Origin of the sequence: Erysipelothrix anatis (genome assembly GCF_009828745.1) — a bacterium.
GTDB classification, from domain to species: Bacteria; Bacillota_I; Bacilli_A; order Erysipelotrichales; family Erysipelotrichaceae; genus Erysipelothrix; species Erysipelothrix anatis.
This window is the reverse complement of record NZ_WTSX01000005.1, coordinates 49726-76511: the sequence shown is the minus strand read 5'-3', so window position 1 is coordinate 76511 and position 26786 is coordinate 49726. Positions and strand designations below refer to the sequence as shown.

Below are 26786 nucleotides of genomic sequence, written 5' to 3'. Positions count from 1 at the left end.
GGAAATATGAAAAAATTAATGATTGGTCTGTGGTCATTGGTATTAGTTTTAACGTTATGTGCTGTTAACCCACAAATAGTTAGTGCTACTACTGATACCAATCCAGATTGGATAAGTTTGTTAAGTCCACAAGGAACAATAGAGGAGAGAATTGAAGATGAAACGCGTTATATTCAATTGTCATCTCACGAAGCAAACAATAATAGTGATAAGTCTGCTTTTTTCACCAAAAAGAACGGATGGAAAATGAATGGAAAAGAAGTTGGAACTTCACTGACTTTTATTCCGTTATCCAACCCACAAAAAACACGACTAAATATTATGTTGTTTTTTAAAGACTTCAATAATTACATTTCTATTGGATACAATGCAAGTGGATGGTTTTGGCAATATGCAGTCGATGGTCAAGGAACGTATGGTGCCCTCGGCGGAACATTACCACTTCAAAATGAATCTTACAGCCTTGATGTTACATTTAAAGATAATAAGTTTATTTTGAAAGGAGCTCAATCTGAAGGCGAGCAAACTGTAATTAGTGATCATATGTTTGACCCAGGAATAGTCGATGCTTTAGCTCCATATCAAGATATTGCGATTAGATTGGGTCAATTTGGTAGTGAGTCTTCGAGTATTATGATCAAATCGACCGATCAAACAGATATTCCTAAAGAAATTATTCGTGAACCACGCGAAACTGTGGATATATATGATGATTATGAATTTAAATTGGACTTCGAATCAGAATCTCTAGGCGATACGAAGGTCCTCTTTCCAATGCTTGGCGATGTTAAACAAGAAATCGTTACCACGGAATCAGGCCAAGCACTAAAGGTTAATTTTGATAGCGCATCGGGAAAACAAATTGCAACTTTCGAGCGAGTCGCACTTATGGATAATTACACAATTGAAGCTGATGTGACTGTTAAAGGAAAAGCAAATCGGTTTGGTTTTGCGATGCGTGCTGTAGATTCTAAAACGTTTGCAACTGTCTCAACAGGAGATGAAACGAATCTCTTTTTCAGTGAGCATTTCGGGACGAAGTCGAGTTATTCTAGCATGGCCGAAGGCCCACGTATCGAACAAGGAAAAACATTTAAAATGACTGCTAAAGTGTCTGATTCAACGTTGGCTCTCTCTGTTGACGGGGAAGAAGTGTTCTCAAATATCATGGGAAGTCTTCATCCTAATGCTGCGGAAATTGGAATCTTTAAAGACCGTGGAACACTGGAAGTGTTGCTCGATAATGTTGTGATTCGTCATATTCCGCAACAACGTCCTACAGATCCAATTGAAGGTGGTACACTCACAACAATAAAGTCTGATGCAATGACAGTCACCATAGACGAAACATTTCCACGTATTGTTAAGTATGAACTTAATAATGGAACCATAATGCATGGACAACCTAGCATTTTAAATACATTGGTACTTAACGGGATTGATGTAATTCCTGAGGTTTCTATGACACGTTTGGCTGAAAATCAAGTTGAGTATCTCATGAAGGTACGGGATGAAGCTCACATGCTAAATGTCGATCTTACTGCGATACTTAGGGTGGACGGGGAAAGTGTTACGTTTGAAGTAACAAAAATTCAAAACAACAATCCGACACCGTACACTAACGAGACAACAGTACGGACGATTGAAATCCCGAATCATAGTTTAGTTTCTGTTCGTAGCAGTGAAGCAGATTCACAGCTCATGGCGACACGAATGTCTACTGATACTACTGTTTCGGGCGATACGCTTGTACCTGTAGATTCACAATTACGCAGATATAATCAGCCACTTATGTATGGGTTTATTTCTAATGGTGAAGTCGCTGCCGGAATCTACTCAAACTCACAATATTCAGCGGGTGGTGGTTCCAATGACTTTACTCGCGTAAATGCACGTGTTCAAGAATATCTGAGTTTTAACTCAATGGGGCTGCAAAGTTCACCATGGTATTATCATCGTGATGTGATGTATGACGATGATACTCTAGAGTTGCCAGTTGTTAAGGTAGTACTCAGTGAAGATCGAAATAATGATCAAACAGTAAATTGGCAAGATGCTGCAATCGCCTATCGGGATATCATGTATGTTGCTAAAGGAGCTGAAGATGTACCAGATTTAGTTGCATATCGCATTGCAATGAATTTTGGTTCACACGCACAAAATCCATTTTTAACGACACTGGATGGTATCAAAAAAATCGGACTTCACACAGATGGTCTGGGTCAATCTATTCTGCTCAAAGGATACGGTAGTGAGGGTCATGATTCTGGTCACTTAGATTATGCGAATATTGGAAGTAGAATTGGTGGTGTCACGGAGTTTAGAAAATTACTTGATCGATCCGTAGACTATGGAGCACGTATTGGGATACACGTGAACGCTAGTGAGACGTACCCAGAATCTAAATACTTTTCTGAAACGTTGCTGAGAAAAAATGCGGACGGTTCATACAATTATGGTTGGAATTGGATTGATCAAGGGATTAACATTGATGCTGCTAAAGATCTTGCAGGTGGCCGGCGTGAACGATTTGAAGAATTAGGGAATGTCTTAGGGCCCAACAACAATTTAGATTTCATTTATGTTGATGTATGGGGTAATGGACAATCTGGTGATAATGGTGCCTGGGCAAGCCATCAGTTAGCGAAGGAAATTAATGATCAAGGATGGCGTCTTGGTGGTGAATGGGGATATGCCTTTGAACCAGATACGACATTCTCACATTGGGCTGCTGATTTGACCTATGGCGGCTACAAATTAAAAGGTATCAATAGTAATGTTGCGCGATTTATTTATAATCATCAAAAAGATGTATGGGTTGCTGATTATCCAGCTTATACCGGAGCAGCGATTGCGCCACTTCTTGGGGGTTACGATATGAAAGACTTCGAAGGATGGCAAGGGCGAAATGATTACAACGGATACATCGTTAATCTATTTGAGAACAATGTCCCGACTAAGTTTGTTCAACATTTTACAGTAAATCAATGGGTCAATGGTGAAGTGGTTACGATGACGAATCAAGATGGATTGTCCTATGAATGGACTCCGGAAATGGAAGTAACACTCATCGACGAGATGAACAATACACTAAAAATCAAACGGGGTTCAAATGATTTTAAAAATGATTACGATGGTTATACACATCGTACAATGACGTTGAATGATAAAATCGTATTAGATGGTGAAACGTACCTAATTCCTTGGTCATGGGATGCAACGGGCAAGACGCTTTCTAATGCAGAAGAAAAACTGTATCACTTCAATAAAATAGGTGGAAAAACTGAGTGGGAACTCCCTTCAGATTGGAATGTGAGTTCTGTGATGTACTACAAACTCACAGAAACGGGTAAAGAACTGGTTTCTGAAATTCCGGTAGTTGACGGAAAGATAACACTGAATGCAGAGGCTGATATGCCGTATTCCGTTTATCGTGGTACTCAGAAGCAAGCTGAAATGACTTACGGTGAAGGAGCACATATCGTTGACCCTGGGTTCAATACACAAAACCTGGATGCATGGACACAAAAAGGTGATACTGATTCGATTACAATCGAAAAATCACAAGCTTCGAATGATATGCTTGTGATGCGGGATAATGATTCACTTTCATCTGTATCACAAGTTCTCACCGATCTTACCCCTGGTGCAGATTACGTGGCTTATGTTGGCGTGGATAACCGTAGCGATGCGAAAGCAACACTTTCAATTGTTACGGATGAAGAACGAAAAGAAGCGTACACAAATCGCTCCATTGCGGAGAACTATGTCAAGGCCTATGAGCATAATACGAAATCATCAACTGTGGATGATACAAGTTACTTTCAAAATATGTTTGTCTTCTTTAAAGCACCTCAAACTGGCGACGTAACGCTTCAATTGACCCGTGAACCGGGAAGTGGTGCGACGTACTTTGACGGTGTACGAATAACGGAAAATGCAGGAAATCCAATCGATGAAACGGGTAACTTTTTCAATGATTTTGAGAATAATGCTCAGGGCATTTACCCATTTGTCGTCGGTGATATAGAGGGGGTAGAAGATAACCGAACTCATTTATCCGAAAAGCATGATCCGTACACACAACGAGGTTGGAATAATAAACGAATTAGCGATGTAATCGATGGAGATTGGTCACTTAAAACAAATGGACTGACCGGGCGTCAAAGACGCGTGTATCAAACGATTCCACAAATGGTGCGTTTCGAACCCGGACAAAAATACATGGTATCGTTCGACTACGAGATGGGTTCAGATTATACTTATGCAGTGATGATAGGTGATGGACACTTAAGTAATAATGAACAGATGCTTGAAATGGTATCAACCAGAGACCAAGAAGGGCCTCAAAGAATGGAATTTGAGATTACGGGATCTGAGACGGGCCAGACATGGTTTGCTATTTACTCGACAGCTACGAAGGCAGATGTCGAAGATGCATCAAATAAAGACATCAACTTCCGCGGGTATAATGATTTCATTCTAGATAATATATCTATAGTAAATCAAACTAATATAACTCCACCACTAACAGATTTAAGTATCGAGCGCTTACGTACACTCATTGCACAATTTGAAGCACTTGAGGTGAACAACTATACAGTAGACTCGTACACACATTTAGAAACAAGTGTTAAACAGGGTGTTGCACTATTAGCGAAAATTGATGAAAGAGCATTATTGGATAAGCCTTCACAAAGTGAAATTGACAGTATTATTATGGAAATTGAACGTGGTTTTGAAAACCTTGAACTTCGAGATTCCGTCACCCCTGTCGATCCTCTAGAACCCGTAAATCCGATGGATCCATCCGATCCGGGAGTGAAGCCAGAAGGATCTTCAGATAATGGAAACTCGAACCTTCCTTCGACAGGTGTTGCTGTAAATTCAATGATAGTTATATTTGGAAGCATGATGAGTGTAATAGGTATCGTGCTTTGCTTCACTAAATTTAAACGACGTTCTAATCCCTAATTAAAAAAACGCTTCTTCTGAAGCGTTTTTTTTACTTGTTTTGGGTAATTATTTTGGTTGAAAAGTATCTTTATACTTTCTAGGGCTCATACCAATTTCTTTCTTAAAAAACTGCGAGAAGTAGGACGGACTCGAGAATCCGACAATTGCCGAAATTTGTGATATTGAATAATCAGTGCTCTCAAGCAAGCGTTTTGCTTCTGTGATCCGTTTGTTAAGGACAAAATCGATGGGTGACATCCCCGAATGTTTTTTGAAGATATGTGAGATATAGTACTTATTTAGAAACGTTAGTTCAGCGAGTTTATCCAGTGTGATTGAATCTCTAAAATTCTTATTGATGTAATTTTCGATGAAGATACAATCGTTGTTGACATCTTCACGATTGACAACAACCGTGAGGTTCAAGATGGTTCGACGTACAATACTTATAATGAGACTTTTGAGGTGAAGATCCACGATCATTTCGTGATAAGGTTCTTTAAGCCGAGTTTCTGTGACTAAAGATTTTAGAAAGTAGAGAACTTCGTGTTTGTATTCGTAATAGTTATGGACAGAAAAACCGTCATTTTCATACTCGGAAACAAACTCGATTCCATCAATGGCCACAACAATATATTCTAAGGGATCATGAGAATCCGAAAATTCAGTATGTAGGATATTGGGGTTAACAAGGACGAGATCATCCTCGCGAACATTAATTGTAGTGTTATCTTGAAATATGAAACGACCAGTTCCACGAATTACGTAAAATAGTTCGGTGAAAGCATGGGAGTGTAGTGTTGAATGCCAATCGGCATCAAATTTTGAATGATGAATAGAACGTAAGTGAATCGTATTAATATGATTCATAAGCGATGTGTGGGTCATTGGTCAATCCTCCTAAAATAAGTATACGCTTTCACGATGCAAACACAAAGTGCTTTTTTCACAACATGCTTGTTATTATCATTAAAAATACCCAATCTGAATGTGATTGGGTATTTCCTTTTATTTGTTTTCGTTAATGTCGTGGAGTAAGGACAATTTTAAATCATAAAGTTTTTGCGATAAATCCACATAATACTGGTGTGGATAATGCAGACGCTTCACTTCATCCCACATTGTTTCTAGTTCTCGTTTCGAGTAGATAGCAATATCATCCAAGTGAGGGAGTGCATAAACACACTTACCATTCACGAAGATTGGAACTTGAAGTTCGCGTACTTGGTAATTCGTTAAGGTCTTCTTCTTCCAAGGTGCTGCAGGATCGAAGATTGTTATTTCATCTGTAGGGATGATCTCATCGGCAAGAGCGATATAGTCGGCAAGGGCTTTTTCGCTTGTATTGTCATAAAAACGGTATAGTCGTTTGTGACCTGGGTTCGTGATTTTTTCAATATTTTCCGAAACTTTAATTTTAGGAATGATTGCCCCATCACGCTCCTGTGCTACAAGTTTATAGACACCACCAAGGACTGGTTCAGATTTGGAGGTAATTAAGTTTTCGCCAACTCCGAATTGATCAATTGCTGCACCTTGATAAATTAAGTCATCAATTAAGTATTCATCGAGTGAATTCGAAGCCATAATCTTACAATCCTGAAGTCCACTTGCATCGAGCATGCGGCGTGCTTCCTTTGATAAATACGCTAAGTCTCCAGAGTCAAGACGAATTGCCTTAAGGCGGTATCCGTTTGGTTCTAGATATTCTTTAGCAACTTTGATTGCATTTGGAATACCAGATTTCAAGGTGTCATAGGTATCGACTAAGAAGACAGAGTTGTCGGGATTGTTGCGAGCATATGTCATAAATGCATCCAGTTCATTATCATGAAGTTGGATAAAAGAATGGGCCATTGTTCCTGCAACATATGCCCCATATTTATGACCGGCTAGCGTATGTGATGTTCCCACTGCCCCCGCAATAATTGCTGCACGTGCACCATCAAGTGAGGCGTCAAATCCATGAGCGCGACGCGCACCAAATTCGAGAACCGTGCGCCCACGAGCCGCATTAACAATACGGCTTGCCTTCGTCGTGACCAAGGTTGAATAGTTTATTGAAAGTAACAATATCGTTTCAATGAGTTGAGCTTCGATGACTGTACCACGAACTGTTACAAGTGGTTCGTTTTGGAAGACGACAGTACCGTCCTCGACGGCCCAAACATCGATGTTAAGGTCCATATTAAGTAAGTAATCCAAGAATTCCGGATCATCAAATCCTTGTGTTTTTAAATAATCGATATGTTCTTGTTGGAATTTAAAATTGTTGATAGCTTCAATGAGTTTCGATAAACCATTGAAAATCAAATATCCTCCTTTGTTGGGGATTTTTCGTGTGAACATGTCAAAATAGACAATTTCCTCATGACGTTGTTCTTTAAAATATGTATACGCCATTGAAAACTCGTAGAGGTCTGTTAAGAAAACAGAATCTTTAGGTTGAATCATGATGTCACCATGCTTTCTATTTAATTGTGATTGATGTACAATTATAGCATTATTGTATCATTTTTAGGAGCGTATAACATGATTGAACACACTAATCTGGCAAATAATATTCACATCACTAAGATTTATGAACCAAAATTTAAAGAAGTACTGATCAATTTGAAAGTTGTTTTCGAATTAAATGATCAACAAAACACCGTCGCAAACATTTTAAGTAGAATGATGAACGACCGCACTACTGCAACGCCTACGAAAGAACAGTTACAAAAACGTTTGGACTTTATGTATGGCACAAAAACAAGTAGCAATACATATACTGCTGGTAAGTATCAAGTCATCGACATTGCCGTTAAAAGTATTCATGCGAAGTTTACAGATGAACCTGTACAACAAGCACAAGTTGACCTTTTAGCAGATATGTTTTATGAAGTGCTTATCAATGAAGAGACGGTAAACGAAGCCAAGGATGGTCTGCGTTTGCATCATGCTCGCATCAAGGAAAGCAGCGCTCATTATGCGCAACAACAAGCATTTTTGAACGCTGCACCCGATTCGCTATTTTCGGTTAACTCATTTGGGACGCTTGAAGCAATCGAAACGGTCACAGTAGAGATGGTGAAAGACTTTCACCAAACACTCGTTGAGGAAGCGTTTAAGTCCATTTATATTGTTGGAGATCTTCACGACATTGATGTCTCGCGTTTTAATCAGGGATTTTCAAACAATATAGAAACCCCACTTATCTATCCCGAAATCACGGAAAAAATGATGACACAGCATCATGCAGGTGGACAAACAGAAATCGTCTCGTTATATGCTACAGACATTGACCCATACCATGATCTCTATGCTGCGTATTTAGTATTTGTTGCGTATCTTGGACAATTGCCGTCATCACTGCTGTTCCAAAATATACGGGAGAAGCATAGTTTGGCGTATTCAATTTATGCGTCACGTCAGCTTTTTGACGGTGTCATGATTATTGCGACAGGTATCAACGATCGTAATCTTGACAAGACACTAACTCTGATTCAGGAGCAATTTGAAATTATGAAGCAGGAATCACTGGATATCGAACCTGCGATTCAATACCTTAATTTAGGTTTAGAAGGTACTACAGAAAATCTTAAACGGATTGCTGACCGTCAATTTAGAAATGAGTTATTAGGTGTTGACGAAAGTATTGAAGCACTACAAGAGAAAATAACAAATGTAACAGTAGAACAGGTGAAAGAAGTTATTGGTCACCTGGGTGCGCCATTTACTTATGCGTATCGTGCACAAGGGGAAGGAGACAATAACCATGAATAAAATTGACAACAGCTTTAATGAATCAGTTTCGACATTCGTAACAGAAAGTGGATTGTATACCTATATTATTCATCATCCTGGATTTAAACGCTCTGCGGCTGTATATGGTACACCTTTTGGAGCACTAAATATACAACAACGTAAAGATGGCGAAATAATAGAACACAAGAAAGGTGTCCAACATTTCTTGGAACATAAGTTGTTTGAAGATGAAGCTGGAGACATTCTGTCTCAATTTGCAGCGATGGGAGCAAGTGGAAATGCATTTACATCCTATGAACAAACATTTTATTACTTTGGTCATAATGGTGCGATAGAAGCGCCACTTTCCTTGCTGTTAGACTTCGTAAGCTCATTTACGGTGACTGCAGACAGTGTCGAAAAGGAAAAAGGAATTATCGTTGAAGAAATGAAAATGTATGAACAACGACCAATAACACGCCTTATCAATGAAACCTATCGGAATGCATTACATCAATTTCCATTTATCTATGACATCGTTGGAACGGAAGAAAGTATTAATGCAACCACTCTAGAAGATCTTTGTAAGGCTTATGACCTGAACTATAACGATAGTCGAATGGTTCTGGCTATTGTTACCCCAGAAGATCCTGAGGTCGTCAAAGAAATTGTTGAACGAAAAACTAAGAACCATATTAAAGTAGAAAGTCAGGTTGAAGATGTTTACCCTGATGAACCACTTGAGGTAAAACACACACGTCGCGAAATTTTCGAAAATGTAGAAACACCTAAAATGAGTTTATCGTTTAAGCTTCCGTATACAGGGACGAGTCTTCAAAAAGAAGAGTTTCTATTCGACATGCTCTTAGAAATGAATTTTTCAGAATTAAACCCACATTATCAAACATGGCTCGACGAAGGTGCAATATCACACTCATTTGCGTATGGAACTGAGGTTCAAAAAACCTTTGTTTTGATTACTTTTTTTAACGAAGGTACCGAATACGCACGTTTTGAAGAAATAATTAATGACCAAATGGTCCACCTTATTGCAGATCAAGAACAGTTCGATCAGCTCAAAAAAAGATACTATGGTGAGATGGTTATGTCGCTATCAAATGCAGATTATTTAGCCGTTAATGTGGCCAGAGAACATTTCCAAGAAATGCACTATTTTGGCTTCTTAAGCATGGTTCAAGCACTTACCTTTGAGGATATTCTCGAAATAAAAGCTAAGGTCAAAACTGACAATTCAAGTTTCTTGTTGATGTCCCAAAATCAATAAAGATGGCAGTGCCATTGGATTAAAAGCAGTGAATTTCACTGCTTTTTTGGTGTTTGCAAATCAAAAATGATTTCTTTAGTCTAAGCGAAAAGGAGGTGACATATGAATGTTGTCCAAACAGTCGGGTATTTACACCGACTCCCCGAAAAAGCAGTAAACCATACAGTACAAAATTATGCAGACTTTGAACTCGAAGTGACTTCGAATTTCCGACAATCTGATGGAACGTTTTTAAACACAATCCTTCCAATGAGAATTTGGAAGGGTGGATGTCTTGAAATTCTAGATCATGCGAAAATCAACGATATCATGTCTGTGAAAGGACGGCTTGAATTCATCAATGGTGAAATGATGATAATTGCCGAACATATCGAGTACTTACATCCCAAGTAGTATCTTTACGAAGGTTTTTTTTGTATAATAATGTATAGGTGATAAAATGAAAAACTATTTAGAAATGATGCGTTTTGTTCGAGATCATGGGCAAGACCGCGGTGATCGTACCGGAACGGGAACACGTAGTGTTTTTGGCTATCAAATGCGCTTTGATTTACAAGAAGGATTTCCGCTCCTCACAACGAAGAAAGTTCACTTTGCTTCTGTTGCGAAAGAGTTGCTTTGGTTTATTAGTGGTGACACGAATATTCAGTGGCTTGTTAAAAACAATGTACGAATTTGGAATGAATGGCCTTATCAGAAATTCGTAGCGTCTGAGTTTTATACTGGTGAAACCATGGCTGAATTCATTGAACGAATTAAAACTGATGATGCTTTTGCAAAACAGTTTGGTGATTTGGGACCAGTCTATGGTAAACAATGGCGCGATTTTAATGGGGTTGATCAATTGAATAATGTTATTGAACAAATCAAACACAATCCCAATTCACGACGCATCATTTTAAGTGCATGGAATCCTGAATTTATTGAAGAGATGGCGTTGCCACCGTGTCATGCATTTCTACAATTTTATGTTTCTGAAGACAAAAAGTTGTCACTTCAATTGTATCAACGAAGTGCAGATATCTTTTTAGGTGTTCCATTTAACATTGCATCCTATGCATTATTAGTACATATGATTGCGAAGGTGTGTGATCTCCAAGTTGGTGAATTTGTTCACTCGTTTGGAGATGCACATATCTATGCCGATCATTTTGATGCTGTAGAAACCCAATTGGCAAGAGACGTTCGGACGCTACCGCAATTAGTGATTCATGGCAATCAATCATCAATCGATGACTTCTCCTATGAAGATTTCGAGCTAGTAGGTTACGATCCGCATCCACTGATAAAAGCGAAGGTCAGCGTTTAATGTACATTATTATCGCTGCCGTCAATCATAAAAATACGCTGGGGTTAGATGGTAGCATGCCGTGGCATAATAAAGAAGATTTGCAACATTTCAGAAATACGACGTTACATCAAAAACTTATTATGGGCCGCAAAACATATGAAGGACTACCTAAGAAACTCGATAAACGTGATATTTACGTCGTGACTCGTGACACAACCTATCCGAACGCGATTCATGATTTGCAAAGTTTCTTGAAAGCTCATCAAGAAGACAAAGAAACTTATTTTATTGCAGGTGGTGGTGAAATTTATCTACAAAGTATGGAATTTGCAGATAAATTAATCATTTCTAAAATTGATAATGAAGTTGAAGGCGATACCTTTTTTCCAGCGATTGACTTAGAAATGTTTGCCCTAACTGAAACAAAACATTTTGATACTTTTGAATTAAATATATACGAGAGGAAACAATAATTATGAGAATGGTCGATATCATTGAAAAGAAACGAGATGGCTTAACGCTAACGCAAGAAGAAATCAAATTTTGGATTGAAGGTGTTACAAATAATACAATACCAGAATATCAAACAAGTGCCTTGTTAATGGCAATTGTTCTTAAAGGAATGAATGTTGAAGAAACAACTGTACTTACCGAAGCGATGCTCCACAGTGGCGATATTATTGACTTAACAGCAATTGCTGGAAAAAAAGTAGACAAACATTCAACCGGCGGTGTAGGGGATAAAACTACGATTATTTTGAGCCCTTTAGTTGCTGCTGCAGGCGCTAAAGTTGCGAAAATGAGTGGACGTGGTTTAGGTCATACTGGGGGTACGCTTGATAAACTTGAAGCTATCCCAGGATACAACATCTCTTTAACATCAGACGCATTTATAAAACAAGTAAATGACATTAATGTTGCGGTTGTGGGTCAAACTGGAAATCTAGTCTATGCAGACAAAGTGCTTTATAGCTTACGTGACGTAACCGGAACAGTTAATGCGTTACCATTAATTGCATCATCAATTATGTCAAAGAAATTAGCTGGAGGTGCGGATTGTATTCTTCTTGATGTTAAGTATGGCGAAGGCGCCTTTATGAAAACTGTTGAAGATGCACGTAAACTTGCTGAAACAATGATTCAAATTGGTCAAAACTTAGGCCGTGAAGTAAATGCGATGCTGACGAACATGAATCAGCCACTTGGAAATGCAATTGGTAATGCATTGGAAGTTCGCGAAGCCGTTGAAACACTGAAAAACAATGGTCCTAAAGACCTTGAAGAGCTTTGCCTCGTCGCAGCCGGATACATGTTATTTCAAGCACAATTTGTAGATTCACCTGAAAAAGGGTACGATATGGCTTTGGAAACACTGCGAAGTGGCAAAGCTTACGAGGTATTCTTAAGTTGGATTGCTGCTCAAGGTGGCGATATTTCAGTCTTTGAAGATCTTGATACCTTCACACATGCAACCTATTCAAAAGAAGTCATTGCAAACAAAGAAGGATATCTCCATGATCTGAAAGCTATGGAACTTGGACTTGTATCCATGCATCTTGGTGCGGGTCGTCAAACGAAAGAAGACACAATTGACTACAAAGCTGGAATTATGCTTTCACAAGAAGTAGGGAATAAAATTGAAGTCGGGGATGTTCTTGCAACACTTTACAGTGACCAAGAAATTCTTGAATCACATGTACAGGATGCAGTAGCATGTTTTGAAATCAATAACGATACAATCGAAAAACCAGAATTAATCGCTGCAATCTTATAACAACGAAACAATAATGAAACGGAGTCACTCATGAACTTTGAAGTTACACTCGAACAATTCAACGGTCCTTTGGACCTCATGCTATACTTGATCAAGGATAAGAAACTTGACCTTTTTGATTTAAATATCCTTGAACTTGCCAATCAATACATCACGTTTATTAACCAAGCGCAAGAACAAAAACTTGAAGTGGCGAGCGAGTACATGAGTGAGTTAGCGGGGCTTATCGAATACAAAAGTAAGCGACTGTTGCCTCGTGACAAATCAGAGTTGGATACAAATGCTGTAGACGATGCAGAAACCGATTTAGTGCGCCGATTAGTCGAATATCAACGTTATAAAGATGTCAGTATTGAACTGGCACAACGATATGAAGAACGATCGAAGCAATTCTCTAAACCTGTTTCTGCAGGTCTCTTCAAGCAGTTGCGTCAAGAACTCAACGACACCATTACTTACGAACAGACACCGTATGACTTAATGAGTGCAATGACAAAAGTCTTGGAACGGTTTAAAATTGCAAATCCACAAGATGTTTCAATTGAGAGAGTAGAACTCTCGGTAGATGATGTGATTGAGGATTTACGTCGTAAATTTACAAACGATAAAGTGTACAAATTGGAAACACTCTTACAAGAGTCATATTCACTTCAACATTTACTCGTAAGTTTTTTAGCGGTATTAGATATGCTGCGCATGGGAGAACTCAGAGTAAACTTCCAAGGTGATGATGTCTTTTTAAGGGGAGGAATATAAATGGAAAATCTCGGAATAATCGAGGGAATACTTTTTGCATTTGGTGACGAAGGTGTAGATCGAGAACAATTAATGCTTGCGATGAACCTTGATGCAGAACAACTCGAACAATTAATTCAAAATTATAAACAAAGCTTAGATGCTCAATCACGTGGCCTTGAACTTGTCGAATTTGGTGGATTGCTAAAACTTGTTACCAAAGAAGCACTTCATGAAGTGATTACGGATATGTTGGAATTCAAGAAGAATCGCCAATTATCACAAGCAGCTCTTGAAACCTTGGCAATCGTCGCCTATAAACAGCCGATTACACGAGTTGAAATCGAAGAAATTCGCGGCGTTAATTCGGATATGATGATGCGTCGTTTAGAAGCCCTTGATCTCGTGAAAGAATCGGGCCGCGCGGAGACGCCGGGAAGACCGATTCTCTATGAAATTACAGACTCATTTATGGATGTCTTTAAGCTTACATCCCTAAAAGAACTACCAGAAATAAAACTAGAAATGTTGGATGAAACTCATGAACTCTTCAAATCAAGCAATTAGATTACAAAAATTTATCGCCCAAGCTGGTGTTGCATCACGTCGCAAAGCCGAAGAATTGATCGCACAGGGCAGGGTTAGCCTTAATGGCAAAAAAGTTACTGAAATGGGAATCCATGTTGTTCCTGGCGATGAAGTCCGTGTTAACGGCAAATTAATCGGCTCAGAGGCTCAAAAGGTTTACTATCTCTTAAACAAACCAAAAGGGATTGTGTCAACGGCAAAAGATGAAAAAAACCGTACGAATGTTACCGACTTTGTACCAGATCATCAACGTGTTTTCCCTGTTGGTCGTTTAGACCGTGAGACAACCGGTGCATTGATACTAACTAATGATGGTGAATTTGCGAATTTTATGACACATCCTCGCTACGACATGCCTAAAAAGTACCGGGTAAGTGTTGATGGAAAACTCACACGAGCAATATCAAGTCAGCTTGAATCTGGAGTTATGATTGACGGCGTTGAGTATAAAGGAATTGAGTTCGAAATGGTAACGTATGATTTAAAGAAAAATCGCAGTCAGTTTACCGTTACTTTGCATGAAGGAAAGAACCGTCAAATTCGTAAAATGTTTGCTCATTTTAAAATTCCAGTCTTAAAATTACACCGTTACGCAATTGGAACGTTAGAACTTGAAGATATGAAAATTGGAATGTATCGAGAATTACGACCATTCGAAGTCAAAAAACTATTATTAACAGCAAAGGGTGAGATTTAATGCAGCAATTTTTTGTTGAAGCGTTGAGTGCGCCATACCTTTCGCAAGACCAATGGAATCAATGCAAAAAAGTATTGAGAATGCGAAAAGGGGATCAAATTCGGATTGTCGACAATAATGGACGTGGTATTCTTGCTGAGTTCAACAACGATGACCTGACCGAAATTGTTGAAGTTGAATCACTCGAATGGAAACCAAAGAAACGTACACTTAGACTTATTGCATCATTAATACGAAGCGAGCGATTGGAATGGATGATTCAAAAAGCATGTGAATGTGGCGTCGACGAAATTGTTCTTTATAGTGCAGATCATGGTGTTGTTCGTGATTTTGGTAAACGCGCTGACCGAAAGTTAGAACGCTTGAATCTGATTGCTAAAGAAGCATCAGAACAATCGTATCGACAACATGCTATAAAAGTTGTAAATCTAATCGGAAAACCGGAAATAAAAGAGTATTTATCAGATTTAAATGTCTTTGCAGATATCGGTGATCAACCGCACTTGTTAACAGTATTAACAGATGAGGTTTCGTCCGTTACTGCAATCGTGGGCCCTGAAGGTGGCTTTTCACTAAAAGAGCGCGATTATTTTAAAGATATAGGATTTAAGGAAGTGAGCTTGGGACATAATGTGTTGCGTGCAGAAACAGCGAGTCTCTATATTGCGAATATGCTTTCTGCTGCGGAGGTGATTTAATGGGACTACTTCAAAAATATCATAAACAAAAACCAGTCAAAATGATGATTCGAAAATATGATTCATTGTCTAAACAATATGCCTTAAATTTGAAGGCTAAAGAACCATACGATTATCTGAAATTATCGTTGTTTGAAACAGCGTTAGCAAATAAGACTACGATTGAACAGACATTCGAAGCAATTCGTTCAAAGAATCTAGATATGTGGGAGAACCTTTCTTTTAATGAACGTAATTTTATTGTTAAATGCGACAACGCAACTCAGAAGGCAAAAATGAAGAAGTTCATTTTCGAAGAACAAGCAATCTACATCCCATTTTTCGACAAGTTACTCAATACGCTGTATGATCGTGAAACAGCAATTTTAGAATTACCCCAGTATTTTAAACTGTACAATGATTTTAACGCACGAATTCAATTAGATTTATATGGTTTTGAACCTTATAAAGCGAATATGTCGTGTGCTCATTGTATTGCCAGTGATGCAACTACAATCGTACTTTATGATAAAAAGCAGGGAGTTTTTTACAAAATCTCTGATGATGCATTCAAACAGTACCCAATACTGCAAGGAATACCAGTTGAACGCGAACTGTTGGAAACACTTGGACATGCTTTGCTTGACCAATCGGACACAGGCAAATTTTTGGATTTGTTAATCCAACATGAAATGATTTCAAAACGATGTGTTAAAAAGATTGAAAAATTGAAAAAGAAGGACAAGGAAATAGTGCTATGAAAAAACTCAGCGAACTCACAAATATAAAAAGTGATCGAATGATTGAAAAGCTGGTGCTTGATTCGCGAGACGTTGTTAATAACGGAATGTTTTTTTGTCTAGAAGGATTGACGGTAGATGGACATGACTATGTTGAAGGGGCTATTGCAAATGGTAATGTTGCCATTGTACATTCAAAACCACTTGAACGTATTGCAGGCATAGATTACATACAAGTTCCTGATGTAATGACAGCATTGCATAAAATAACGTCGCTTTTCTATGATAATCCATCCGAAAAACTCTATATCTATGGTATTACAGGTACTAATGGAAAAAGTACGACGATGAAAACGGTGCGTAATATTCTGGACCGATTTGGTGTAAAAGCCGGTTACATTGGTACCATTTCAGTGGAATATGGTGACCACAAGTTCTCACCTAGTTTAACCACTCCAGATATCGTAGAGTTGCAATCATATCTTCGTGACATGGTTGATGAGGGTGTTACAGAATTGTGTTTGGAAGTATCCAGTCAGGGTCTCGCTTTACGCCGCATTGAATCCATAAAATTCAACAATGCATCGTTTACAAACCTTACACATGATCATTTAGATTACCACAAGACCATGGAAGACTATTTCCAAGCCAAAAAAATGTTGTTCGATAGTATGGGTCCAGAAACGTTTAACGTATTTAATACTGATGACGATTATAGCCAACGTTTGATTGCAATGAATTACCCGCACACGGTGACGTATGGCATTGAGAATCCAGCGGATTATATGGCCAAAGATATTGAATTATTTGACCGTTATACGCGCTTTACCTTGGTGCACCAAGATGTAGAGTATCCTGTCGAGACAAGTTTTGTTGCAATTTTCAATGTCTACAATATGCTTGGCGTCATTGCAATTTTAAATCAACGGGGTTATTCGATTGAAACGATTATTCCAGAATTAAAGGACATCGAACATGTTGATGGTCGCCAGACAATTGTCGATGAAGGTCAAGACTTTAAAGTCTTTGTTGACTTTGGTCATGCGCCAGACAGTATGAAGAATGTCTATGAATTTGTACGTACCGTGACACCTCCTGGTAATAAAATTATTACAGTTTTTGGAGCTGCAGGTGCACGTGATCATCTAAAACGCCCAATAATGGGAAAAGTAAGCTCAACTTTAACGGACCATGTTATAATAACAGAGCATGACAACCGCAATGAGGAAGTGGTTGACATTACACAAGATATTATTTCAGGGATGCCAAATGATAATTATGAGTTTGTGCCAATCCGATATGATGCTATTGAGAAGGCATTGAGAATGGCAAAACCACATGATTCAGTTGTTCTCATTGGAAAAGGTGAAGAGAAATTCATTTATCGAGCATTCGGTAAAGAAAAATGGATGGGTGACGAAGTCGCTGCATCAGAAATTTTGAGGAAAATGAAAGAGGAGGAATAACCATGGAACTCAATCAATATATCGATCACACGCTTCTAAAACCAGAAGCAACACAAGCACAAATTATTGCATTGTGCGAAGAAGCAAAACACTACAACTTTATGAGTGTATGTGTAAACCCTGTTAATGTAGCGCTTGCTGCTAAAGAACTTGCAGGAACGGATGTTGACGTATGTACAGTTGTTGGTTTCCCATTGGGGGCAACACCACTAGCTGTTAAAGCGTTCGAAGCAAAGGCTGTCCTAGAAGATGGTGCAACAGAAGTTGATATGGTCATTAACATCGGTGCGTTAAAAGAAGGACGTCTTGATTTCGTAGAAAATGAAATTCGGGAACTAAAGAAAATTGTTGGCGACAAAGTTTTAAAAGTAATCGTTGAATCATGCCTATTAACTGACGACGAAATTGCAACGGTGTCACAACTTGTTGTTAATGAAGGCGCAGATTTTGTTAAGACATCAACAGGCTTTAATAAAGAAGGAGCAACAGTAAATGCAGTACGCATTATGCGTGAGACCGTCAAAGATAAAGCAGGAGTCAAAGCTTCTGGTGGCGTTCGTTCACTTGAAGAAATGAATGCAATGATTGAAGCAGGAGCATCTCGTATCGGATCATCCTCAGGAGTTGCAATTATGGAAGGTCTAAAATCAGATAGTGACTACTAATAATAAAAGATAGGACAGCCGTCCTATTTTTTGTTGCTATGCAAATTTTGTTACTCTAAAAAAAGGATTGATTTGTAGAAAAATCTTCATTTAGTATGCAAATTGAACATCGTAATATATGTATTATTTGGATAGAAATTGGCTTATAAATTGACCATTAGGCAAGAAACAAGAAAAACCCTTAAAAAATGGTAAAAAAAGTGAAATACCTTAAGAAAAGCGTTTCATTCTATGATTTATTATGTTAAAATGATTGAGCAGTCACAGGAAAGTGCTAAATTAATGCATATTATTATATTCATCAATCTATCTCATTCCTACAGATAAAAACTTATTTGTAACCGTGTCAGCTTGCATCAGAAGGGAGGTTAGTCATGTCGAGAATAGTAGTTAAAGAGAACGAAGGTTTGGATGATGCATTGCGCAGATTTAAACGTCAAGTATCTCGTAATGGAACCCTTGCTGAGGCTCGTAAAAGAGAGTTTTATGTAAAACCAGGCGTCCGTCGTAAACTAAAATCAGAAGCGGCTCGTAAAGCGCGTCGTAAAAAACGTAAATAATTAATTAACTTGTATCCGAATAGTGATACAAGTTTTTTTTATGATATGATGTAAATAACAAGGAGGATTTCTTTTGACAACTCGAAATTTTGATTTATCGGATAGTAGTATTAGCCTACAGGATTTGGTAGGCGTTGAAAGTAAAACGGTACAAGCGGTTGAAAACCATTATAAAGTACGGATTAACGAACGAAATAATGCCTTAGAAATTTCAGGGGTTGAAGATGATGTGGAGCAAGCAGTTCGTTTTTTTGAACTTGCTTCTGAGGTCATTAAACACTATAAGCGTATTGATGCTCAAGACTTGGACTATTTGTTTGTACTTGTTGATAATCGTCAATCTGATCGTTTTATTGAGGTTATGGACGATGTCTTGACTCGTACGTTTGCTGGTAAACCCATTCGTGCGAAAACACTTGGTCAAAAACAATTGATAGATGGCATGAAGAAAAGGGATATGACGTTCGCAATTGGTCCTGCTGGAACTGGTAAAACATACTTGGCAGTTGCATATGCAGCGGAGCTTCTTAAAAAGAATGAAATTCAAAAAATTATTCTAACGCGTCCGGCCGTAGAAGCTGGAGAGAATCTTGGATTCCTTCCAGGTGACTTAAAAGAGAAAGTAGATCCTTACCTTCGTCCATTGTATGATGCTTTGGATGATATGTTTTCAGCTGAGCGAACACAACGTTACATAGATAAAGGTATCATCGAAATTGCGCCGCTCGCGTATATGCGTGGTCGGACATTGGATGATGCGGTGGTCATTCTTGATGAAGCCCAAAATACTACCAAAGCTCAGATGATGATGTTCTTGTCACGACTTGGTCGTAATTCGAAAATGATCATTACTGGTGATATTGATCAAATCGATTTGCCGCGTAACGCTCAGTCGGGATTAAAAGTTGCGAAAGCGTACTTGAGTGATATCCCAGAAATAGCATTTGTTAATTTATCGCATACGGATGTTGTGCGACATCCACTTGTCATAAAAATACTTAAGAAGTTTGCGGAAGGAGATCGCAATGAATCGGAAAATTCTAATAATCGAAGATGAGGAGGGCATTCGCCGACTATTACGGTATGATTTACGTCAAATGGATTTTGAAGTAGAATCTGCGCGAGATGGTCGTGAAGGCTTACAGATGGCAAAGGAAACCAACTATGACGTCATTATAGTGGATTGGATGCTTCCATATCACTCTGGTGTTGAATTAGTTACAGAGTTTCGTAAACTTGGGATGGATTCCATTCTCATCATGTTAACAGCGAAAGATGAAGAGAGTGATATATTAGATGCATTTGAGGCTGGTGTGGATGATTATCTGACAAAGCCATTTTCGCCACGCGAACTAACTGCTCGAATCAAAGCACATCTGCGTAGAGCAACAACGTCGTCAAAGAGCCATACCATTGAAGTTGGAAATATAACGGTTCTGTTAGATCAACATACTGTAAAAGTCAACGAAGATATTATCGAACTTACGAAGAAAGAGTTTGATTTATTAATCTATCTCTTGCAAAATGAGAATATTGTCCTATCGCGAGATCAAATTCTATCAGAAATATGGAATTATGATTATGATGGTGACACCCGTATTGTTGATGTCCACGTGTTTAAGTTGCGATCAAAACTAGAAGCATCGGATGTTAAAATAAATTCATTGAGAGGGGTTGGATACGTTGCGAAACGTGAATCGAATTAATGTTATTATTTTCCTGTTTATTGCAGGGATAACCCTTTATTATCAGAACTTGATTTCGATAATTGTCCTCATTATTGCGGCAATATGTATGCTTGCTGTGAACAGCCTTAAGCAAAGTGATGCTGTCCATAGTATTCGTAAGCACGCAGAAAAAGAAAAAAAAGAAGCACATTATCGTGCAGATGATGCTACAGATAAGCTTGTTAAGCTGATTAATGCAATCCCATCGCCATTGGTCTATATCAACCAACGTGGTGATTTTGAGGTTAGCAATCAATACTTCGATCAAATGCTCGTATCACAAGCACAAAATGTTTATGATGTGAATATTGATTCGCCAATCCGTCAAACGCTTCTTGATGCCTTTCTCAATGAACAACAATTTGTGCGTCAATTCAGCTATAAGGACATCGATTATCAAGTCTTGTCAATTCCACTTTTGACTGAAACGCGACGTTATCATGGGTGTATGCTAATATTTCAAGATGTTACCCGTGTCGTTGAAGGTGAGAAGATGCAAAAACGATTTATTGCAGATGCTTCGCATGAACTTCGCACTCCCATTACGTCGATTAAGGGGATGGTCGAGATTATGACACGACCTGACTTTGATGATGATCAAACACGAACTGAGTTTTTGGACCAAACAAAAAAAGAAGTAGAGCGTCTTGACCGTATCGTTGAAGACTTGTTGTTACAATCCCGTCTGCGTGCCAATCAAGTATATCTTGAGAAAACACATTTCAATTTGAAACAGTTTTTTGAAGGTTTGATTTATGATCGTCGCCAAGCGTTGCATCAACACAATATAGAAGTACAGCTCAATTGTCCATCTGATTTAGAGATATTCGCTGATCAGTTCCGAATGAGCCAGGTATTCTTGAACCTCTTCAATAATGCCATTAACTATGCTCATGGCGGATGCATTCGTATTGTCTGTACTGCCGAAGGCCGTCGTGTAAAGATTGATTTCTCAGATGATGGTGACGGTATCAGCGAGAATTTGCTGCCGCATATCTTTGAACGCTTCTACCGTGGTGAAGATTCTCGTACCCGAGATACCGGCGGAAGTGGCTTGGGGCTAGCGATATCCAAATCAATAATTGAAGCACACCGTGGCCAACTGAGTGTCACAAGTCAAAAAGGAAAAGGAACAACCTTCACAATCAATATCTAGGAACTCATCTGAGTTCCTTTTCTTATGTATTTAACAATTCTTCGTATTAATTAACGCACAATTAACAAAACGACAACTTTATTTTCATGAATAGGGGGTAATATACACGTAGCAGGTTGATACTGCAGGAGGACACCATGAAAAAGCTATTAGTTAGTGCATTAGCTTTATTAGTATTAGTAGGATGTGGAGCACAAGGCTCAAAATCATCAGAATCAATAAAAGTTTATACTCGTGATGGATCATCAGGAACTCGAGAAGCCTTTGAAAGTATTATTGGACTTGAATCACTTACAAGCAATAGTGCTGAAACAACTTCAAATGGAGATATGGCGAAACAAGTAAGTTCTAGTCCAGCCGGAATTGGTTATGTTTCATTAACAACTGACTTTGAAGCCAATGAATTAACACCGGTTTCATATGAAGGCGTTAATCCAACTGTTGAAACGGTTAACAACGGAACTTATAAGTTAGCACGTCCATTTAGTTTTGTAACACGTGCTGCTGGTGATTTTGGTTCACAAGATAAAGAGCAACTTGTTGCTGCATTCCTTGACTACCTTGTAAATTCAACAGAAGGACGACAAGTCGTGCTTGCAGCTGGTGGAATTGTTGATGTCGGAGCTGGTAAACCTTGGTCTGAACTCAAAGCAAACCATCCAATTGTTGATCAAGATAACAGTGGCATCACTCTTAAAACAGGGGGATCAACATCAGTTGATAAAACAATCACTGCTGCAGTTCAATCATTCATTCCGATGGCAGGTAATTTCAAATTTGAGCCAAACCATACAGGTTCAGGAGATGGCTTCAAACGTACACTCGGCGGTGAAAAAGACGGTGCAAACGCAATCGATATTGGTTTCGCATCCCGTGCATTTAAATCCGAAGAAACAGTAGCATCAGGCTTAATGTCTGGAGAATATGCAAAAGATGCAGTCGTTGTTGTTGTTCCAGTAAAGAACGATGCAATCAAAGATCTTACAGCAGCTCAGCTCGTGGAAATTTTTAGTGGAAACGCTAAAACATGGGCAGACATTAAGTAAGCTTAGCAATCGCTAAGCTTTTTGTCAGTAATTGAAATGTAAAAGAAAAGAAGGGTTAGATTATGAATACTCAGTGGTCCGAATCATATCAAAAACGAAAAAAGATAATCGATTTGATATTCCGTTCATTATTTAAAATTGCAGGAATTTTAGCTGCATCGATGATTGTTTTTATTTTCATCTTTATTTTCCAAAAAGGGATTTCTGTGTTCTTGCCAACTTACGGCGATTCACAGGTTAATTTTTGGTCATTTATATCAGGCTTTACATGGCGTAATGATAAACAAATCTATGGTGTCTTGTTTATCGTTATCAATACGCTCATAACAGCATTCTTTGCGATGCTGATAGCATTCCCAGTATCAGTCTTAACAGCGCTCTTTATTGTAAAAATTGCTCCCAAAGCATTGGGATCGATTCTAACAACTGTTATTGAGCTATTGGCCGCAATTCCGTCGGTAGTTTACGGGGTTTTCGCGTCCGGGGTTATCGTTTCTTGGGTTGACAATGTCGCGCAAGTGTTCGGATATTCAACATTTGGTGGTCGCTCAATGCTTGCTGTTGTTATTTTGCTAGCGATTATGGTTATCCCAACAATGACATCTCTTTCAATAGTTGCAATTAAAGCTGTTAAACCGGAACTTGAATTAGGTTCGCTTGCACTTGGCGCTTCTAAAACACAAACAAACTTTAAAGTAGTTCTTACAAGCGCTAAATCCGGTATTTTTGCAGGTCTCATTTTAGGACTAGCGCGCGCATTTGGAGAGGCGACAGCGGTATCCATGGTTGCGGGTAATAAAGCCATGGGACCAACATGGAATCCATTTGATATTACACGTACACTAACATCAACTATGCTCTCAGGTTTAAAAGAAACGACGGGTGTTGATTATGATATTCGCTTTTCAGTCGGAATTGTGCTAATGGTTACGATTCTTCTGTCAAACCTCATCATTCATATCGTTAAGAAGAAAGTGGGGGCAGAAGGACAATGACACAATCGCGTAAAATTAAAGATGGTATTGCTAATTTCTTTACTTATCTTGCATCATCTGCAACATTCTTAATTCTTATTGCAATCTTTGCCTTTGTTATTGCAACTGGTAAAGATACGCTGAGCATGGAAATGTTACGGAATGATTATTGGTCACAAAACTACCTTGTAGAATGGACAGACCAAACACAACAAACATTTATAAAACCCGATCATTTGGGTGACGATGTCGTTTATAGTACGAAATATGGTATTGGTTTTACGAATGAGATCAATCATGAAAAACAACGCCTGATTCGCGTATCATACATCGATGATAATTCTGTGTTTAATCAATCGGTCAACGCAACCAAAGGTCCGAGTTATGGTGAGAGTCTGACAGTATCCATTGGTGATCAAATCGAAAAAATTGAAGGTGTTAACGCAACAGGAACCACAATTCTAATGGGAACAACCTTTGCGGATAAAGCTGAATCGATGGTTATGAAACTTGATTCTACTGAGACGCTTACATCGCTATACTATAAAACACCTGGTGGCGGAATTTGGGGATCACTCATCGCAACCTTAATGCTCATTGGTATTTCATTGCTTTTTGCACTTCCAATTGGAATTTTTGCAGCAATCTATTTGACGGAAATTGCCCAGCCTTCCAAATTCAACAGTTTTATTGAACGTTGTATTGAAATGCTAGCAGGTGTTCCAAGTATCATTTTTGGGTTAATGGGAATTGTTGTCTTGTACCCGATTACTGCATTTTTTAATATTAGTGGTTTAAGTATCCTACTTGGTGGTATGACGATGTCTGTAATGCTTTTGCCGGTCATTATTCGATCGGTTCAAGAATCGCTCATAGTTGTACCGCGAGATTATCGCTCTGCTTCACTATCCCTAGGCGCAAGCCAAACGCAAACGATCTTTAGAGTTATTTTGCCATCGGCACTGCCTGGAATTCTCTCGGCAATTTTACTTGCTGTAAGTCGTATTATTGGAGAATCCGCCGCACTTATTTATACTATGGGTACATTTATTAATGATGCACCACGTGTGGGTGAAGGTGCTACGACCCTAGCAGTCCACATTTGGTCCGTAATGAGTCACGAACAACCGAATTTTGAATTAGCAAGTGCCATCTCTATTATTATTCTTGCTTTAGTACTCGTTTTAAATTTATCAGTAAAACTTATGAGTCGTCGACTCAATAAGAAGTTAGGAGCTTAAGATGAATAGTTTTCACGTAACAGACCTTGATTTGTTTTATGGCGATAATCAAGCCCTCAAGAGTCTAAGTATTGATATTAAAAAACAAAAGGTAACCGCATTTATTGGACCATCAGGTTGTGGGAAATCAACGTTCCTACGTACATTTAACCGTATGAACGATCTAATTCCCAATGCACGCATTGAAGGGATCATCGAATTTGATGGGGTTAACATTTATGCGCCGAAAACAGATGTTGTTGAATTGCGAACAAAGGTTGGGATGGTTTTCCAACATCCAAACCCGTTCCCAATGAGTATCTATGATAATGTCGCATACGGCTTACGGGTTCAAGGGATTAAAGATCGTAAAATTCTTGACGAAGTTGTTAAGGAATCCTTGCAAAAAGCTGCACTTTACGATGAAGTTAAAGATCGTTTAAATCAATCAGCACTTCGTTTATCTGGTGGTCAACAACAGCGTCTTTGTATTGCTCGTGCGATTGCTCTCAAACCTGAAGTTATTTTGATGGATGAGCCAACATCAGCATTAGATCCAATTGCTACTGCAAAAATCGAAGAACTTATAGTAGAATTAAAGAAAGACTTTACCATTGTCATCGTTACGCACTCAATGCAACAAGCGGCGCGTATTAGTGATATGACAGCATTCTTCTTGTTAGGGGAAATTGTAGAGTATGATGAAACGAAGAAATTATTCCATACGCCTAAGGATAAACGTACGGAAGACTATATTACAGGTCGATTCGGATAGGGAGGTCCACAATGAGAATTGAAGACAAAATGATTGATTTCGAAAGCGAATTGCTAGAAATGGCATCACGCGTCCGTAAATCAATGTCACAAGCCATAGAAGCTCTAAATACGCATGATAAAGAACTTGCATTACATGTTATTGAGCGTGATGATCAAGTCAACTACTACGACGAAAGCATCAATGACTCAGCAATCCAAACATTATCGTTAATGCAACCGGTCGCACGCGATCTACGCTTGCTTGTAGGGGGTATTAAAATTGCGACTGATCTTGAACGCATCGGTGATTATGCGAAAAATATAGGTCGATTTGTGATTAAAAGCAATGTTGATAAAGAATTTCTTAATGAAGAAATTACAGAATTAGGAAATATTTTCCTTGAAAATTTCGATAGTGTTATTGAAGCCTTGAAAGCACTTAATGTAAAACAAGCGTATGCAGCTGCAGAGTTAGATGATAACCTTGACGAAGCATTCGCAAAAGTTATGATGAAATTCGTTGATATTGCGGAAAAAGAAGGCCGCTTTCCAATTGAGACGACAGGAATTCTAAGGAATATTGAACGTGCCGGTGACCATGCTAAGAATATCTGTGAGCAGATAATCTATATCGCCAAAGGTCAACACGTTGATTTTGGATAAAAACTACCATTCGGTAGTTTTTTTTACTAGGTGGGCCGAGAAAGACTCAATTATAAATTCACGAATATTAAGAGATAATTATAT

General features: G+C 38.6%; 25 protein-coding genes. 23 read left to right on the top strand and 2 right to left on the bottom strand.

The features are described from left to right. The first annotated feature begins 6 nt into the window (after positions 1-6). Positions 7-4974: an endo-alpha-N-acetylgalactosaminidase family protein gene (locus GVV19_RS05030; RefSeq protein ID WP_159645994.1), complete on the top strand. Its 4968-nt coding sequence runs from the start codon at positions 7-9 to the stop codon at positions 4972-4974. A gap of 48 nt (positions 4975-5022) precedes the next feature. Here GVV19_RS05030 and GVV19_RS05025 read toward each other — a convergent pair whose 3' ends face one another. Both GVV19_RS05025 and GVV19_RS05020 read right to left on the bottom strand, forming a co-directional pair. After that, positions 5023-5844, bottom strand: coding sequence for a helix-turn-helix transcriptional regulator (locus tag GVV19_RS05025; RefSeq protein WP_159645991.1), 822 nt, complete (start codon positions 5842-5844; stop codon positions 5023-5025). 120 nt (positions 5845-5964) lie between these two features. Next, complete coding sequence (locus tag GVV19_RS05020) at positions 5965-7410, bottom strand: nicotinate phosphoribosyltransferase (protein WP_159641434.1); 1446 nt, start codon at positions 7408-7410, stop codon at positions 5965-5967. Positions 7411-7488: 78 nt separating this feature from the next. Here GVV19_RS05020 and GVV19_RS05015 point away from each other — a divergent pair, with 78 nt between their 5' ends. The 22 genes from GVV19_RS05015 (at position 7489) to phoU (ending at position 26702) form a co-directional block, all read left to right on the top strand. Further along, the gene (locus GVV19_RS05015) at positions 7489-8721 is read left to right on the top strand and encodes a M16 family metallopeptidase (RefSeq protein WP_159645988.1); all 1233 of its coding nucleotides are present in this window, start codon (positions 7489-7491) and stop codon (positions 8719-8721) included. Next, positions 8714-9967: an EF-P 5-aminopentanol modification-associated protein YfmH gene (yfmH, locus tag GVV19_RS05010; RefSeq protein WP_159645985.1), complete on the top strand. Its 1254-nt coding sequence runs from the start codon at positions 8714-8716 to the stop codon at positions 9965-9967. Before GVV19_RS05015 ends, yfmH begins: the two co-directional genes overlap by 8 nt. Positions 9968-10069: 102 nt before the next feature. Further along, entirely contained in the window at positions 10070-10360 is a 291-nt protein-coding gene (locus tag GVV19_RS05005; RefSeq protein ID WP_159636559.1) for a hypothetical protein, read from the top strand. Positions 10361-10406: 46 nt separating this feature from the next. Continuing rightward, the gene (gene thyA / locus GVV19_RS05000) at positions 10407-11276 is read left to right on the top strand and encodes a thymidylate synthase (protein ID WP_159645982.1); all 870 of its coding nucleotides are present in this window, start codon (positions 10407-10409) and stop codon (positions 11274-11276) included. Further along, positions 11276-11731: a dihydrofolate reductase gene (locus GVV19_RS04995; protein ID WP_159641430.1), complete on the top strand. Its 456-nt coding sequence runs from the start codon at positions 11276-11278 to the stop codon at positions 11729-11731. Before thyA ends, GVV19_RS04995 begins: the two co-directional genes overlap by 1 nt. A gap of 2 nt (positions 11732-11733) precedes the next feature. Continuing rightward, positions 11734-13032, top strand: coding sequence for a pyrimidine-nucleoside phosphorylase (locus GVV19_RS04990; protein WP_159645979.1), 1299 nt, complete (start codon positions 11734-11736; stop codon positions 13030-13032). Between the two features lie 30 nt (positions 13033-13062). Further along, positions 13063-13788, top strand: coding sequence for a segregation and condensation protein A (locus GVV19_RS04985; protein ID WP_159645976.1), 726 nt, complete (start codon positions 13063-13065; stop codon positions 13786-13788). Further along, positions 13789-14334, top strand: a complete 546-nt coding sequence (gene scpB / locus GVV19_RS04980) for an SMC-Scp complex subunit ScpB (RefSeq protein WP_159641427.1) — start codon at positions 13789-13791, stop codon at positions 14332-14334. It begins immediately after the preceding gene. Continuing rightward, positions 14309-15052, top strand: a complete 744-nt coding sequence (locus GVV19_RS04975; RefSeq protein WP_159636502.1) for a pseudouridine synthase — start codon at positions 14309-14311, stop codon at positions 15050-15052. The genes scpB and GVV19_RS04975 overlap by 26 nt, the downstream gene beginning before the upstream one ends. Next, complete coding sequence (locus GVV19_RS04970) at positions 15052-15750, top strand: RsmE family RNA methyltransferase (protein WP_159636497.1); 699 nt, start codon at positions 15052-15054, stop codon at positions 15748-15750. The genes GVV19_RS04975 and GVV19_RS04970 overlap by 1 nt, the downstream gene beginning before the upstream one ends. Then, positions 15750-16490 (top strand): hypothetical protein, encoded by a 741-nt coding sequence (locus tag GVV19_RS04965; RefSeq protein WP_159641426.1) that lies wholly within the window; start codon positions 15750-15752, stop codon positions 16488-16490. The genes GVV19_RS04970 and GVV19_RS04965 overlap by 1 nt, the downstream gene beginning before the upstream one ends. Then, positions 16487-17935, top strand: coding sequence for a UDP-N-acetylmuramoyl-L-alanyl-D-glutamate--2,6-diaminopimelate ligase (locus GVV19_RS04960; protein WP_159645972.1), 1449 nt, complete (start codon positions 16487-16489; stop codon positions 17933-17935). Before GVV19_RS04965 ends, GVV19_RS04960 begins: the two co-directional genes overlap by 4 nt. A 2-nt stretch (positions 17936-17937) precedes the next feature. Further along, the gene (deoC, locus tag GVV19_RS04955; RefSeq protein ID WP_159645969.1) at positions 17938-18600 is read left to right on the top strand and encodes a deoxyribose-phosphate aldolase; all 663 of its coding nucleotides are present in this window, start codon (positions 17938-17940) and stop codon (positions 18598-18600) included. A 374-nt stretch (positions 18601-18974) separates the two neighbouring features. Further along, positions 18975-19160, top strand: coding sequence for a 30S ribosomal protein S21 (rpsU, locus tag GVV19_RS04950; protein ID WP_159636479.1), 186 nt, complete (start codon positions 18975-18977; stop codon positions 19158-19160). A gap of 73 nt (positions 19161-19233) precedes the next feature. Further along, positions 19234-20217, top strand: coding sequence for a PhoH family protein (locus GVV19_RS04945; RefSeq protein ID WP_159641423.1), 984 nt, complete (start codon positions 19234-19236; stop codon positions 20215-20217). Continuing rightward, the gene (locus GVV19_RS04940; protein ID WP_159641422.1) at positions 20186-20866 is read left to right on the top strand and encodes a response regulator transcription factor; all 681 of its coding nucleotides are present in this window, start codon (positions 20186-20188) and stop codon (positions 20864-20866) included. The genes GVV19_RS04945 and GVV19_RS04940 overlap by 32 nt, the downstream gene beginning before the upstream one ends. Then, positions 20853-22043 (top strand): sensor histidine kinase, encoded by a 1191-nt coding sequence (locus tag GVV19_RS04935; protein WP_236262221.1) that lies wholly within the window; start codon positions 20853-20855, stop codon positions 22041-22043. The genes GVV19_RS04940 and GVV19_RS04935 overlap by 14 nt, the downstream gene beginning before the upstream one ends. A gap of 137 nt (positions 22044-22180) precedes the next feature. Continuing rightward, entirely contained in the window at positions 22181-23089 is a 909-nt protein-coding gene (locus tag GVV19_RS04930; protein ID WP_159645966.1) for a substrate-binding domain-containing protein, read from the top strand. 62 nt (positions 23090-23151) lie between these two features. After that, positions 23152-24084 carry a phosphate ABC transporter permease subunit PstC gene (pstC, locus tag GVV19_RS04925; protein ID WP_159636469.1) on the top strand — a complete coding sequence of 311 codons (933 nt, stop codon included), beginning with the start codon at positions 23152-23154 and terminating at the stop codon, positions 24082-24084. Next, positions 24081-25304, top strand: a complete 1224-nt coding sequence (gene pstA, locus GVV19_RS04920; RefSeq protein WP_159636467.1) for a phosphate ABC transporter permease PstA — start codon at positions 24081-24083, stop codon at positions 25302-25304. Before pstC ends, pstA begins: the two co-directional genes overlap by 4 nt. A 1-nt stretch (position 25305) precedes the next feature. After that, entirely contained in the window at positions 25306-26058 is a 753-nt protein-coding gene (gene pstB / locus GVV19_RS04915; RefSeq protein WP_159636465.1) for a phosphate ABC transporter ATP-binding protein PstB, read from the top strand. An 11-nt stretch (positions 26059-26069) separates the two neighbouring features. Continuing rightward, positions 26070-26702, top strand: coding sequence for a phosphate signaling complex protein PhoU (gene phoU, locus GVV19_RS04910; RefSeq protein WP_159641418.1), 633 nt, complete (start codon positions 26070-26072; stop codon positions 26700-26702). Positions 26703-26786 lie beyond the last annotated feature (84 nt).